The 13,368-nt window shown below is 66.8% G+C and carries 13 protein-coding genes; 1 reads left to right on the top strand and 12 read right to left on the bottom strand.

Going from position 1 to position 13,368, the window contains the following annotated elements:
* Positions 1-65: 65 nt before the first annotated feature.
* The 4 genes from coaBC to mihF are packed head-to-tail and all read right to left on the bottom strand — an operon-like array spanning position 66 to position 2,620.
* Positions 66-1,319, bottom strand: coding sequence for a bifunctional phosphopantothenoylcysteine decarboxylase/phosphopantothenate--cysteine ligase CoaBC (gene coaBC, locus M1248_RS22875; RefSeq protein WP_163727311.1), 1,254 nt, complete (start codon positions 1,317-1,319; stop codon positions 66-68).
* Positions 1,320-1,359: 40 nt separating this feature from the next.
* Entirely contained in the window at positions 1,360-1,674 is a 315-nt protein-coding gene (gene rpoZ / locus M1248_RS22870) for a DNA-directed RNA polymerase subunit omega (protein WP_163727306.1), read from the bottom strand.
* Between the two features lie 19 nt (positions 1,675-1,693).
* A complete protein-coding gene (gene gmk / locus M1248_RS22865) occupies positions 1,694-2,290 on the bottom strand; it encodes a guanylate kinase (protein WP_163727303.1) in 597 nt (198 codons plus the stop codon).
* Positions 2,291-2,305: 15 nt separating this feature from the next.
* Positions 2,306-2,620 (bottom strand): integration host factor, actinobacterial type, encoded by a 315-nt coding sequence (mihF, locus tag M1248_RS22860; protein WP_006244838.1) that lies wholly within the window; start codon positions 2,618-2,620, stop codon positions 2,306-2,308.
* A 546-nt stretch (positions 2,621-3,166) separates the two neighbouring features.
* Between mihF and M1248_RS22855 the strand changes: the two genes are divergently transcribed.
* Complete coding sequence (locus M1248_RS22855) at positions 3,167-4,165, top strand: DUF2330 domain-containing protein (RefSeq protein ID WP_317149806.1); 999 nt, start codon at positions 3,167-3,169, stop codon at positions 4,163-4,165.
* Here M1248_RS22855 and M1248_RS22850 read toward each other — a convergent pair.
* The 8 genes from M1248_RS22850 to pyrR are packed head-to-tail and all read right to left on the bottom strand — an operon-like array spanning position 4,162 to position 13,342.
* Positions 4,162-4,650, bottom strand: a complete 489-nt coding sequence (locus tag M1248_RS22850) for a hypothetical protein (RefSeq protein WP_317149805.1) — start codon at positions 4,648-4,650, stop codon at positions 4,162-4,164. The two genes, M1248_RS22855 and M1248_RS22850, sit on opposite strands and share 4 nt — an antisense overlap.
* On the bottom strand, positions 4,647-5,465 hold the full coding sequence (pyrF, locus tag M1248_RS22845; protein WP_163727293.1) for an orotidine-5'-phosphate decarboxylase: 819 nt from the start codon (positions 5,463-5,465) through the stop codon (positions 4,647-4,649). Before pyrF ends, M1248_RS22850 begins: the two co-directional genes overlap by 4 nt.
* On the bottom strand, positions 5,462-8,800 hold the full coding sequence (gene carB, locus M1248_RS22840; RefSeq protein ID WP_317149804.1) for a carbamoyl-phosphate synthase large subunit: 3,339 nt from the start codon (positions 8,798-8,800) through the stop codon (positions 5,462-5,464). Before carB ends, pyrF begins: the two co-directional genes overlap by 4 nt.
* A complete protein-coding gene (gene carA / locus M1248_RS22835) occupies positions 8,800-9,936 on the bottom strand; it encodes a glutamine-hydrolyzing carbamoyl-phosphate synthase small subunit (RefSeq protein WP_163727287.1) in 1,137 nt (378 codons plus the stop codon). The genes carB and carA overlap by 1 nt, the downstream gene beginning before the upstream one ends.
* Complete coding sequence (locus tag M1248_RS22830; protein WP_317149803.1) at positions 9,933-10,469, bottom strand: transporter; 537 nt, start codon at positions 10,467-10,469, stop codon at positions 9,933-9,935. Before M1248_RS22830 ends, carA begins: the two co-directional genes overlap by 4 nt.
* Before the next feature lie 31 nt (positions 10,470-10,500).
* On the bottom strand, positions 10,501-11,793 hold the full coding sequence (locus M1248_RS22825) for a dihydroorotase (protein WP_317149802.1): 1,293 nt from the start codon (positions 11,791-11,793) through the stop codon (positions 10,501-10,503).
* Complete coding sequence (locus M1248_RS22820) at positions 11,790-12,773, bottom strand: aspartate carbamoyltransferase catalytic subunit (protein WP_163727282.1); 984 nt, start codon at positions 12,771-12,773, stop codon at positions 11,790-11,792. The genes M1248_RS22825 and M1248_RS22820 overlap by 4 nt, the downstream gene beginning before the upstream one ends.
* Complete coding sequence (gene pyrR / locus M1248_RS22815) at positions 12,770-13,342, bottom strand: bifunctional pyr operon transcriptional regulator/uracil phosphoribosyltransferase PyrR (protein ID WP_286201636.1); 573 nt, start codon at positions 13,340-13,342, stop codon at positions 12,770-12,772. The genes M1248_RS22820 and pyrR overlap by 4 nt, the downstream gene beginning before the upstream one ends.
* Between the last annotated feature and the right edge of the window lie 26 nt (positions 13,343-13,368).

Below are 13,368 nucleotides of genomic sequence, written 5' to 3'. Positions count from 1 at the left end.
TTTGCACCCAAGCGTGTGCAAAGGTTCCGCACAACCCTTTCACGGCCCCGGAGTCGTGATTCGCGTTACCCGCTACCGTCCTGCAGCACCGCCACGATCGCGTCCACGATACGGCTGGCCATCAGAGTTTTCGAACCGTGCTCCAATGCGGACTCCGTGCCGTCGGCCGCCAGCAGCCACCCGTCGTTGTTGTCCACTTCGAACGCCCGATTCTCGCCGACGGCGTTGACCACCAGCAGATCGCATCCCTTGCGCCGCAATTTGGTTCGGGCGTGGAACAGCACATCGCCGTTCGCGTCGCCGGTCTCGGCGGCGAACCCGACGATGGCGCGCATGTTGGGCAGCTGGCCGTCGGTCCGTGCCCGGACGGCGCCCGCGAGCACGTCGTCGGTGCGGGTGAGCTCGATGACCGGTGCCGCCGCATCGGGGTCGGCGGACTTCTTGATCTTGTTGGTTTCCACCTGAGACGGACGGAAATCGGCGACCGCGGCGGCCATCACCAACACATGCGCATCGGGTGCGTGCTTCGAGACGGCGTCCCTGAGCTGCGCAGCCGAGCCGATGTGGACCACGTCCACCCCCGCCGGGTCGATCAGGCCCGCGGTATTGCCTGCGATGAGCGTGACGTCGGCCCCGCGCTGTGCCATCACCCGCGCCATTGCATAGCCCTGCTTGCCCGAACTCCGGTTGCCGATGAATCGCACCGGATCGATCGGTTCGCGCGTGCCGCCGGCGGTGACAAGGACCTTGACGCCAGCCATGTCATACGGCAGGGCGTCTCCGCGCTCGAGTAGCAGGTGGGCGAGGGTGGAGATCTCCTCGGCCTCCGGCAGTCGGCCCGCGCCGCTGTCGGCGCCGGTGAGCCGCCCGGATGCCGGCTCCAACACCACCGCGCCCCTTCGCCGCAGCGTGGCTACGTTGTCCACGGTGGCCGGGTGCAACCACATCTCGGTGTGCATCGCGGGAGCGAAGAGCACGGGACATCGCGCGGTGAGCAATGTGGCGGTCAGCAGGTCGTCGGCACGGCCGGCGACAGCTCGCGCCAAGAGATCGGCCGTCGCCGGGGCGACCACGACGAGGTCGGCCTCCTGCCCGATCCGGACGTGGGGCACCTCGTGCACGTCATCCCAGACGCCGGTGTGAACAGGGTTACCGGAGAGCGCTTCGAACGTCGCCGCACCGATGAAGCGCAGGGCGGACTCGGTGGGAACGACGCGAACGGCGTGGCCCGCCTCGGTCAGCTGCCGTACGACGGTGGCCGCCTTGTAGGCGGCGATGCCACCGGCGACGCCGACGATGATCCGCTTGCGTTCGGTCACTTCAACCCTTCGCCCAAGGACTCATCGCCGGGCTCCTCCGCTACTCGCCTTCGGTGTGCTCGAGTAGGTCGCCGTGAATCTCGCGCATCGCGATCGACAGCGGCTTCTCCTGCAGACCGGGCTCGACCAGCGGTCCCACGTATTCGAGGATGCCGTCGCCGAGCTGGTTGTAGTAGTCGTTGATCTGGCGCGCGCGCTTGGCGGCGTAGATCACCAGCGCATACTTGCTGGACGCGCGGTCGAGCAGCTCGTCGATGGGCGGATTGGTGATACCCAGCGGGGTGTCATAGGCGCCGGCGCCGGGTGCGATGTCGTCGACAGCGGTCAACTGGGCGTCGGCGTGGGGGGTGGTCACGTAGAGGATCTCCAGACGGTTATGCGTGAAATTCGGGTGGCTCACCGCGGGCCACCAGCAAGGATACCAATTCAGAGCAGGCAGACTCCAATTCGCTGTTCACGACGACGACATCGAAGTCATTCTGAGCTGCCAGTTCGTCGCGTGCGGTGGCCAGTCGGCGGGCCATCACTTCGGCGCTTTCGGTGCCGCGCCCGATCAGCCGGCTCTCCAGGGCCTCCCAGCTGGGCGGCGCGAGGAAGACCGTGAGGACTTCCGGCATGGACTTCTTCACGGCTCGAGCGCCCGCCAGATCCACTTCGATCAGAACGGGACGGCCGGCCTCGATGGCCTCGCAGACGGGCGCCGCCGGGGTGCCCGACCGATGCAGACCGCCGTGGATCTCAGCCCATTCCAGCAGGGCCCCGCTGTCGATCAGCTCCTGGAACCGCTCTGCTGTGACGAACGAATAGTCGATGCCGTCGACTTCGCCCGGCCGCGGGGCCCGAGTGGTGACGGAAACACTGAAGTGCAAGTCGGGAACGCGGTCACGCAGACAGCGGACAACAGACGATTTCCCGACGGCAGAGGGGCCGGACAACACGATTGCCCGCCCGGCCCCCCGGCCGGCGCTCAACTTATGCGCCCGGAATTACTGGTCGAACTTTTCCAGCAGCGCCTTACGCTGGCGATCTCCCAGGCCACGCAGGCGGCGGGTCGGGGCGATCTCGAGTTCGGTCATGATTTCCTGCGCCTTGACCTTGCCCACCTTGGGCAACGCCTCCAGAAGGGCAGAAACCTTCATCTTGCCCAAGACCTCATCGGTCTCGGCATCCTTCAGCACCTGCTTGAGGTTGGTGCCGCCGCGCTTGAGCCGGTCTTTGAGCTCGGCACGTATGCGTCGTGCGGCAGCAGCCTTCTCCAACGCTGCCGCGCGCTGCTCGTCGGTCAACTGGGGAAGGGCCACGGGGTTCCTCCGTCTCTCACACCATCATTGTTTCTTTATCGGCCGCTATGAAAATTCCACAACAGCCAGCGACGACGACCGTACCCACGCAACCTGACGAAAGCGAACCCCACCCCCTGGTTCTGACGCCAAAAGCCCAGCGTGTAAGGCAGGGCCGCCGTGAGAGCCGATGCGCCCAAAACGGCGCGAAAGCGTCGATTTGAGCCGTAGAGGGGCCGGATTCGCCTGCGTATCAAGGCCTTTCAGTCCGCTTGGAGGGGCTTACCGACCCACTCAGCCTGTGGCCTGGACCACACCTCGTCAGCGGTTCACGGTCGGTCAAGAAAATTTTGCCTGGTCACCGCATGTCGGGCGTGTCGCAGCCGCCTTACGGGCCGGTTCGGGCGGCTACGCGAGCGTCAATATTCGGATTGAATGCAAAACTTCGGTTTGGGGACGTGGCGGACGGTGCCTATGAGGCTGATGTTGCTTGTGTCGTCACTGTTGTTCGCTGTTTGGTGGCTCGTCCGAGGCCGGCAACGAAATAGGATTCGCCGCGAGGAGGTCGTGAACGTCGCGAGCCCGGCGTGGGCCTGTGGCTGTGGGGCCTACGTCCCCCACAGCCCCGGCTCGTCAGTGGCCGACGAGCGCGCGCTGATCGCCTGGGACGGCAGCACTGAGGACATCTTGATGTCGCTGTCGGTGACCGGTTCGTCGGACCGGGCCGCGTGGGTCATGCCGGTGCCGTCCGCCGCGCGTATCACCCTCGGCGATACCGAGGTATTCGAAGCACTCGGCGAGCTCACTGCACCGAGGATCGAGTACCGCGATTCGTGGTGGCCGACCATTCCCTGGCTGGTGTGGGCGGGATCGCCGCCGGACACTGCGGGCGCACCGTCGGGCGCGGTCAGCGTGCTCGGCCGCCAACGTCTCGGGCCGTTCGACGTCACCCGGTTGGCGGCAAACGATCCGTCTGCGCTAGCAAAGTGGTTGAGTGACAACGGCTTTCCTCATCCGGACGGACTTAATGACAACCTGGCACCGTATGTCGCCGACGGTTGGGAGATCGTCGCAGTTCAGCTGGTACCCGCCGACGCGGGCGGTGCACTGACGGGGCCCCTTCAGCCGCTGCGACTTTCGTTCGAGACCGACACCGTCGTCTACCCGATGCGGCCGTCCCGGTCGGCGACGATGTCACAGCACATCGACCTGTACGTGCTGGCTCAGCATCGGATGGATCCGTCGACGCTTCCCGTGCGCGGCGACAAGCCGACTCTCGAATTCGCGGGCCGGATCGATCGCAGCGCCTCCCCCGCTTTGGCCGACTACGCCGGGGACGCAGCGTTTCTGACGAGGTGGAAGAACACGATCTGGGACCCCGCCTCGATCGAAAGTGACTACATCTTCGAGCAGGCGCCCGCCGATACGCCCTTCCAGCAGGTCGTCTATCGCACGCGCGACCGCGGCGACCTGACGTACCTGTTGCTCGGCATACTCGGCGTCGGTGGCGTGGTGGCGATCGTCTTGCTGACGCGGCTCCTGCCCCGTAAGTCGGCGAAGCGTTAGCGCTTGAGCTCGACGACAAGCACCCACGCGTTGGCGGTCGCCGCGACGAAACCCGTCGTCACAGCGGCGGTGACCCAGTACAAGCCGCCGCCACGCTGACACCACAGCGATACGGCCGCGACCATGAGCATCAGGTTGGGCAGCAGCAACATCAGCATCGAGGTCAGCACCTGAGTCCGGTGCGGGCCTGCCCGCTGGTGCCGCATCGCCACCACCACCATGGCGGCCGTCGCGACGCCGAGCACCGCCATTTCGATCGACAGCGCGTGCCTGCTCTGTCCGGGAGTCGCGACGAAGATCGCGGTCAGAAGAATCGCCACCGTCAGGCCCAGCGTCGCCGCGGCACGCGACGGCACGCCCGGATACTCGAGAACCTCCGACAGATTCAGCGACAACCCGACGAACAGCAGCCCCGCCAGTGCAGCCGCCCCGCCGGCGACAGTGTTGGCGAAATCGGTCCACGCCGCCAGGTCGTACGCGCTCATGCCAGGTAGGCCACCGCGTCGCGGAATTTCTCGGCAGCCGACCGCAGTTCGGCGACACCGGGTCCGGCACGCAGTATTTCCCGCGACACCGCCGGAAGCAGTTGACCGGCACGTGCCCCGCCGAGTCCGCCCAGCGCGTCCGGTCGTCCGCCCTGCGCCCCGACACCCGGCACCAGCACCGGACCGCCCAATGCGCTGACATCGGGCGGTTCGGCGAGCGTCGCGCCGACGACGACGCCGACAGAACCGGGTCCCGGCAAGCATTCGCGGTTGACCGCGGCCGCGGCGGCCACAATCGACTGCGCGACGGTTCGACCACCGGTCTCGGCGCGCTGCACGGTCGCGCCCTCGGGGTTGGATGTCGCGGCGAGGACGAAGACACCGCGACCGTTCGTCTGTGCGGTGTCGAGCAGCGGCTGCAACGATCCGAAGCCCAGATACGGCGACGCGGTCACGGCGTCGGCGGCCAGCGGCGAATCACCCGCCCACGCATTGGCGTAGGCGGCCATCGTCGAGCCGATGTCCCCTCGTTTGGCGTCCGCCAGCACCAGCACACCGGCGTCGCGTAGCGCGGCAATGGTGTGTTCCAGCACCGTGAATCCCGCGGCGCCGTACGCCTCGAAGAATGCCACCTGCGGTTTGACGATCGCGAAGCCGGCGAACGCCTCCACACAGATATCGCAGAACCGTGACAACCCGTCGGTGTCGGCCCTCAACCCCCAGGCGCTCAGCAGCTCGGGATGCGGATCGATACCGGGACACAACGGCCCTCTGGCAGCGATCGCCTCGGCCAGCCGGGCCCCGAAAGCCGTCACGTCCCCAGCACGCTGTGCAGCTCCTGCAGCGACATCACGCCGATGTCCCCGCGGATGCCGGCCTCGATGCCCTGTACCGCAGCCGAGGCGCCCTGCACGGTGGTCACGCACGGGATGTTCATCGACACTGCGGCCGAGCGGATCTCGTAGCCGTCGATGCGCGGACCCGAGTTTCCGTACGGGGTGTTGATCACCATGTCCACTTCGCCCGAGCGGATCAGGTCGACCGCCGACGAGGCGGGTCGGCCCTCCCCTGGCTGCTCGAAGTGCTTGCGTACTTCGTCGCACGGAATGCCGTTGCGGCGCAGCATCTCCGCGGTGCCCGCGGTGGCCAGCACCCGGAATCCCAGATCGGCGAGCCGCTTCACCGGGAACACCAGCGAGCGCTTGTCCCGGTTGGCGACGGAGACGAAAACGGTGCCCTCGGCTGGCAACGACCCGTAGGCCGCGGTCTGGCTCTTGGCGAAGGCGCTACCGAAGTCGTGGTCGATACCCATCACTTCGCCCGTGGACTTCATCTCGGGGCCGAGCAGCGAATCGATCTGCGAACCGTCGGCCTTCCGGAAGCGATGGAAGGGCAGCACCGCCTCTTTGACCGCCACCGGTGCGTTACGTGCGGTCGTCGCACCGTCGCCGGTGGGCGCAAGCACACCTTCTTCGCGCAGCTGGGCGATGCTGGCGCCCAACATGATTCGTGCACAGGCCTTCGCCAGTGGAATCGCCGTCGCCTTGGACACGAATGGCACCGTTCTGCTGGCGCGCGGATTCGCCTCGAGCACGTAGAGCACGTCGTCCTTGAGCGCGTACTGCACGTTGAGCAGGCCGACGACGCCGATGCCGTGCGCGATCGCCTCGGTCGCACGCCGCACGGACTCGACGTCACTGCGGCCCAGGGTCACCGGCGGCAGCGCACAGGCCGAGTCGCCGGAGTGGATGCCGGCCTCCTCGATGTGCTCCATGACGCCGCCGATGTACACCTCAGTTCCGTCGCACAGCGCGTCGACGTCGATTTCGATGGCGTCCTCGAGAAATCGGTCCACCAGCACCGGATGTTCCGGTGAAAGTTCGGTGGCCCTGGTGATGTAGCCCTCCAGGGTCTCCTCGTCGTAGACGATCTCCATGCCCCGGCCGCCCAGGACGTAGGACGGCCGAACCAGCACCGGATAACCGATGTCGGCGGCGATGCGGCGGGCCTGCTCGAAGCTGGTCGCGGTGCCGAACCGGGGCGCAGGCAGTCCGGCGGTGTTGAGCACCTCCCCGAACGCACCACGGTCTTCGGCCAGGTCGATCGCCTTGGGGCTGGTGCCGACGATCGGCACACCAGCCTTCTCCAGACGTTCCGCGAGGCCGAGCGGCGTCTGGCCGCCGAGTTGCACGATGGCGCCTACGACACCGGGGCCTCCTGCGCCGGAGGCGGATTCGGCGTGGTAGACCTCGAGCACGTCCTCGAATGTCAGCGGTTCGAAGTATAGGCGGTCAGCGGTGTCGTAGTCGGTGGAGACCGTTTCCGGATTGCAGTTGACCATGACGGTCTCGAATCCGGCCTGGCTCAGCGTGGTGGCGGCATGGACGCAGCTGTAGTCGAACTCGATGCCCTGCCCGATGCGGTTGGGCCCGGAGCCCAGGATCAGCACCTTGGGCTTATCGGTCTGGGGGGCGACCTCACTCTCGGCTGCGGGGTCGAGTTCGTAGCTGCTGTAGTGGTAGGGGGTCTTGGCTTCGAACTCTGCCGCACAGGTGTCGACCGTCTTGTACACGGGATGAATGCCCAGCCGGGTGCGCAGGGACCGCACACCGATTTCGCCGGCCAATTCCGGTCGCAGGGCTGCGATTTGACGATCCGAAAGGCCGTGGTACTTGGCGCGCCGCAAAAGGTGCTCGTCGAGCACCGGGGCGTCGACCAGCTCGGCGCGCAGCGTGACGAGCCCGGCGATCTGTTCGACGAACCACGGATCGACACCGGAGGCCTCGGCCACTCGCTCGACGGTGGCTCCCTTGCGCAGCGCCAGTTCGAGGTCGTACAGCCTCCCGTCGGTAGGCGTCCTCAGGCCCGTGAGCAGGTCATCGACGGAAACGTCGGGGTCGGGCTTCGTCCAGAACCCGGCGCGACTGGTTTCCAACGACCGCATCACCTTGCCAAGCGCTTCGATGAAGTTGCGGCCCAACGACATCGCCTCACCGACGGATTTCATGGTCGTGGTGAGTGTGGGGTCTGCGCCGGGAAACTTCTCGAAGGCGAAGCGGGGCGCCTTGACGACGACATAGTCCAGGGTCGGCTCGAAGCACGCCGGCGTTTCCTTGGTGATGTCGTTGACGATCTCGTCGAGGGTGTAGCCGATCGCCAGTTTCGCGGCGATCTTCGCGATCGGGAAGCCGGTCGCCTTCGACGCCAGCGCACTGGAACGCGAGACGCGGGGGTTCATCTCGATGACGATCAGGCGCCCGTCGGCTGGGTTGACGGCGAACTGGATGTTGCACCCGCCGGTGTCGACACCGACCTCGCGCAGGATGTCGATGCCGAGACTGCGCATCTTCTGGTACTCGCGATCGGTCAGCGTCATCGCCGGCGCCACGGTGACCGAATCGCCGGTGTGCACGCCCATCGGGTCGAAGTTCTCGATCGAACAGACGACCACCACGTTGTCGTGGCCGTCGCGCATCAGCTCGAGCTCGAATTCCTTCCAGCCGAAGATCGATTCCTCGATCAGGACGTTGGCGCTCGGCGATGCCGCCAGCCCTTCGCCGGCCATCCGGTCCACATCCTCTGCGGAGTAGGCCATGCCCGAACCGAGCCCGCCCATCGTGAACGAGGGCCGCACCACCACCGGCAATCCGAGCTCGGCGACCGTCTCGCGGACCTCGTCCATCGTGAAACACACACGGGAGCGGGCAGATTCGCCGCCGACCTTGCTGACGATGTCCTTGAACTTTTGTCGGTCCTCGCCCCGCTGGATCGCCTCGAAATCCGCGCCGATGAGCTCGACACCGTAGCGTTCGAGCGCGCCGTTCTCGTAGAGAGCGACAGCGGTGTTCAAGGCGGTCTGCCCGCCGAGGGTGGCTAGCAGTGCGTCGATCTTGTTGCCGCGCTCGGCCTGTTGGGCGATGACCCGTTCGACGAACGCCGGGGTGATCGGTTCGACATAGGTGTGGTCGGCGTACTCGGGGTCGGTCATGATGGTCGCAGGGTTGGAGTTGACCAGGCTGACCTCCATGCCCTCGGCACGCAGGACACGACAGGCCTGCGTTCCCGAGTAGTCGAACTCACAGGCCTGGCCGATGATGATCGGTCCGGAGCCGATCACGAGCACGTGGTTCAGGTCGCGGCGCTTGGGCATCAGCGGCCCTCCGCCATCAGGTCGACGAACTGGTCGAACAAGTAGTTCGCATCGTGTGGGCCCGCAGCGGCCTCGGGGTGGTACTGCACCGAAAACGCTCTCCCATCAACCAGTTTGATGCCCTCGACGACGCCGTCGTTGGCGCAGGTGTGACTGACGATCGCGGTACCGAAGTCGGTGTCGAACGTCTCACCGGCCTCACCTTCGAGTGCGAACCCGTGGTTCTGCGCGGTCACCGCGACGCGGCCGGTGGCGTGGTCCATGACGGGCACGTTGATGCCGCGGTGACCGAAGACCATCTTGTATGTCGAGCGTCCCAGCGCGCGGCCGAGGATTTGATTGCCGAAGCAGATCCCGAAGAGTGGTATCCCCGCGCCGAGGACTTCCCGTGTCACACCGACGATGTGGTCGGCGGTGGCCGGATCGCCGGGCCCGTTGGAGAGGAACACTCCGTCAGGTTTGAGGTCGGCGATCTCGTCGTACGTGACCGTCGACGGCAGCACGTGGCTGCGGATGCCGCGGCTGGCGAAGTTGCGCGGCGTGTTGGTCTTGATGCCCAGGTCGATCGCCGCGACCGTGAAGCGTTGGGCGACATCGGGTTCGACAATGTAGGTGGTGTCGGTGCTGACCTCGCCGGCCAGGTTGGCGCCCAGCATCGACGGCTGATCGCGGACACGCCCGAGCAGTTCGTCGACTCCCCCACCTGCACTGGCGAGCGCATCTCCGGAGAACACTCCGGCCTTCATCGAGCCGAGGCTGCGCAGGTGCCGTACCACGGCGCGGGTGTCGATGCCCGCGATGCCGACGATGCCCTGACGGACGAGCTCATCGTCGAGAGTGCCTGTCGCGCGCCAGTTCGAGGCCCTCGGGGACGGATCGCGTACGGCGTAGCCGGCCACCCAGATCTTGTCGCCGCGGCTCTCGGCGTCCTCCTGGTTCCAGCCGGTGTTGCCGATCTGCGGGGCGGTGGCGATCACGATCTGCCCGTGATAGCTCGGGTCGGTCAACGTTTCCTGGTATCCGGACATACCGGTGGAGAACACCGCCTCACCGAGCGTCTGGCCGATGGCTCCGAACGCGGTGCCGGTGAAGATGCGCCCGTCCTCGAGCACCAGCACCGCCCTGCTCGTGCTCATGCGGTCTCCAGCCACGGCTCGTATGCCGCACGGTTGTCGGCGCGGAACCCGGTGTCGATCTCGGTGCCCGATGGCAACCGCCACCGGATCGCGAGAATGCCCTCGTGGGGCTGCGCCTTCCCCCGGGTCCCTCCGCTCCTGCCCCCAGGGATGACCCTACCGGCGACGCCCCGTTCGGTGCGGATCGCGGTGATCGACTCTTCGGGTATCCAGATCGGTCCTGCGCCGCTGCGCTGCAACATGATCCCTTCGGGGTAGCGGGTCAGCACCGCCTTGTGGCGGAATGCGAGATCTCCGACGGCGACGCGGTCATTCCAGTGCGGGACGAGCGTGCTGCCGACGTACAGGCCTTTGGTGGCAGAAACAATCGCCGACCCCACCGTGTCGGGCAGTGGCGGCAGCGTGCCGATCAGTTCGGCCTGCCGCTCGGCGCGGCGACGCCAGCCACGCAGCATCGCCTGGATGATGATGGCGATCAGCACGGCCAGCACCGCGGCCATGATCAGCGACCCGGCAAGGGTTCCGGTGTTCATGCGCGATCCACCTGCGCTACTCGCTGGCCGTTCATGCCGGACTCTTTCCGTCGCGCGCGGTGACCTTGCCCCGCAACAACGTCAGCGTCACCGTCGCAGGCAATTCCATCGATTCGTACGGCGTGTTGTCGGAGCGGCTCGCCAACTCTGACCCCTCCACCGTCCACGTAGCGTCGGGATCGACGACGGTCAGGTTGGCGGGCTCGCCTATCTCCAGCGGCCGGCCCTGATCCGGCAATCCGACGATGCGGGCGGGGTTCTCGCTCATCACCCGGGCTACGTCGCGCCAGGTGAGCAGGCCGGGACGCACCATGGTCTCGACGACCACCGACAGCGCGGTCTGCAGGCCGAGCATGCCCGGGCGCGCGTGGGCGAACTCGCACATCTTCTCGTGCTCGGCATGCGGCGCGTGGTCGGTGGCGACGCAGTCGATCACCCCGTCAGCGAGCGCCTGACGTAAGGCCTCGGCGTCCGACGCTTCGCGCAGCGGTGGGTTCACCCGGTTGCGGCCGTCGTAGGAAGCCAGGCGCGTGTCGTCGAGCAGAAGGTGGTGCGGCGTCACCTCGGCGGTGATCGAAATACCTTGCTCCTTGGCCCATCTGACGATCTCGACGGTGCCCGCCGTGGAGGCGTGGCAGATGTGTACCCGCGCGCCGGCATCGCGGGCCAGCAGCGCGTCGCGGGCGACGATGGATTCCTCGGCCGCACGCGGCCAGCCCGCCAGACCCAGCAGTGCGGCGTTGGGCCCCTCGTGCGCGACGGCGCCGACGGTGAGGCGGGGCTCTTCGGCGTGCTGGGCGATCAAGACACCGAGGCCCGTCGCGTATTCGAGTGCGCGGCGCATGATCAGCGGGTCGTGGACGCAGATGCCGTCGTCGGAGAACATCCGTACCTGTCCGGCGCCGTCGGCCATCATGCCCATCTCGGTGAGCTGGGCACCGGCCAGACCCATCGTCACCGCACCGACGGGATGCACGTCGACCAGCCCGACCTGCTGGCCGCGGTGCCAGACGTGGTCGGTGACGACCGGGCTGTCCGCGACCGGGTTGGTGTTGGCCATGGCGAACACCGCGGTATAGCCACCCAAAGCCGCTGCAGCCGAGCCGGTTTCGATGTCCTCGGCATACTCTCGGCCGGGCTCGCGCAGATGGGCGTGCAGGTCGACGAATCCGGGAAGAAGAATCTGACCGGTGGCGTCGACGACATCGGCATCGTCGGGAACATCGAGCCCGGCCCCGATGTCGGCGATCTGGCCGTCCGAGACGAGCACGTCGACCCGGTCACTCTCGCCGTAGAGCCGCACCCCGCGGATCAGGACGCTCATACGCTGACCGCTTCCAGCTCAGCGCCCACCAGCAGGTGGAACAACACCGCCATTCGGATATGTACACCGTTGGAAACCTGCTGCAGGACAGCCGATTGCGGCGAATCAGCGACGGAGAACGCGATCTCCATACCGCGCACCATCGGGCCGGGGTGCAGGACTACCGCGTTACCCGGAAGCAGTGCCTGGCGCTTCTCAGAGAGGCCGTAGAGCACCGAGTACTCGCGCGCGGATGGGAAGAATCCGCCGGTCATCCGCTCAGCCTGCACACGCAGCATCAGCACCGCATCGGCGACGGGCAACTCGGCGTCAAGGTCGTGCGACACGGTGACCGGCCAGTCTGTCACCCCGACCGGTAGCAGCGTGGGCGGGGCGACGAGCACCACTTCTGCGCCGAGCGTGTCGAGCAGCAGCACGTTGGACCGCGCGACCCGGCTGTGCAGCACGTCGCCGACGATGACGACGCGCTTGCCTTCGATGTCGCCAAGCCGTTGGCGGATGGTCAGCGCGTCGAGCAGTGCCTGCGTCGGGTGCTCGTGAGTGCCGTCGCCGGCGTTGATCACCGACGGGCCGGACCCTTCCCCCGGTCGCTTCGCTCCTGCCCCCGGCAAGTGCTCGGTGCGTGTCCACTCGGCAAGCTGCTGGGCCGCTCCGGAGGCGGGGTGGCGGATGATCAGGGCATCGGCCCCGGCGGCACGCAGGGTGAGGGCGGTGTCACGAAGCGACTCACCTTTGGAGACAGAGGATCCCGATGCGCTGACATTGATGACGTCGGCACTCATCCACTTGCCTGCGACCTCGAATGACACCCGCGTGCGGGTGGAGTTCTCGTAGAACATCGTGATGATGGTGCGGCCGCGAAGCGTCGGCAGTTTCTTGACCTCGCGGCCGAGCAGCGCCTGGCTGAACCGGTCGGCGTTGTCGAGAATCGCCAGCGCTTCGGTCCGTGACAGGTCGCCGGCCGAGAGCAGGTGCTTCATCTTGGGGGCCCTCCCTGCGGTGCGATCCAGATCCCCTCGACGTCGTCGTCTTCGGTGAGACGGACCTTGACGTTCTCGGCCCGCGAAGTCGGCACGTTCTTGCCGACGTAGTCGGCGCGCAGGGGAAGCTCCCGGTGACCGCGGTCGACGAGGACTGCGAGCTGGACGGCCCGGGGCCGACCGATGTCACGCAGTGCGTCGAGCGCCGAGCGCACGGAGCGACCGGTGTAGAGGACGTCATCGACCAGGATCACGAGCGTGCCGTCGATGCCGCCCTCAGGTATCGAGGTGTCCTCCAACGGCCGGGGTGGCTTGCTGCCGAGATCGTCACGGTAGAGCGTGATGTCGAGCCCGCCGCGGGCGACGGTGACGTCGGAGAATTCCTTGATCTTCTCGGCCAGCCGAGCGGCGATGGTCACGCCACGGGTGGGAATGCCGAGCAGGATGACGGTCGGAGCATCGGGACCGTCGAGTGCGGTCTTCTCGATGATTTGATGGGCCATGCGGGAAATGGTCCGGCTGACGTCCGCAGCGGACATCAGTTCCCGGTCGGTGCCAGGCGCGCCCAAAGACCCTGACCTCCTTCTCCGCCTCT

This window comes from Mycobacterium sp. 29Ha, assembly GCF_032883055.1.
In the GTDB taxonomy this organism is placed as follows: Bacteria; Actinomycetota; Actinomycetes; order Mycobacteriales; family Mycobacteriaceae; genus Mycobacterium; species Mycobacterium gallinarum.
Note: the sequence above shows the minus strand (reverse complement) of the source record. Positions and strands in the feature narration are given on the sequence as shown.

Bases quoted from the DNA above. Each gene is read 5' to 3' on its own strand.
- M1248_RS22850 (WP_317149805.1), bottom strand. From the start codon at position 4,650: ATGAGCGCGTACGACCTGGCGGCGTGGACCGATTTCGCCAACACTGTC.
- carB (WP_317149804.1), bottom strand. From the start codon at position 8,800: ATGCCCAAGCGCCGCGACCTGAACCACGTGCTCGTGATCGGCTCCGGA.
- carA (WP_163727287.1), bottom strand. From the start codon at position 9,936: ATGAGCACGAGCAGGGCGGTGCTGGTGCTCGAGGACGGGCGCATCTTC.
- M1248_RS22830 (WP_317149803.1), bottom strand. From the start codon at position 10,469: ATGAACACCGGAACCCTTGCCGGGTCGCTGATCATGGCCGCGGTGCTG.
- M1248_RS22825 (WP_317149802.1), bottom strand. From the start codon at position 11,793: ATGAGCGTCCTGATCCGCGGGGTGCGGCTCTACGGCGAGAGTGACCGG.
- M1248_RS22820 (WP_163727282.1), bottom strand. From the start codon at position 12,773: ATGAAGCACCTGCTCTCGGCCGGCGACCTGTCACGGACCGAAGCGCTG.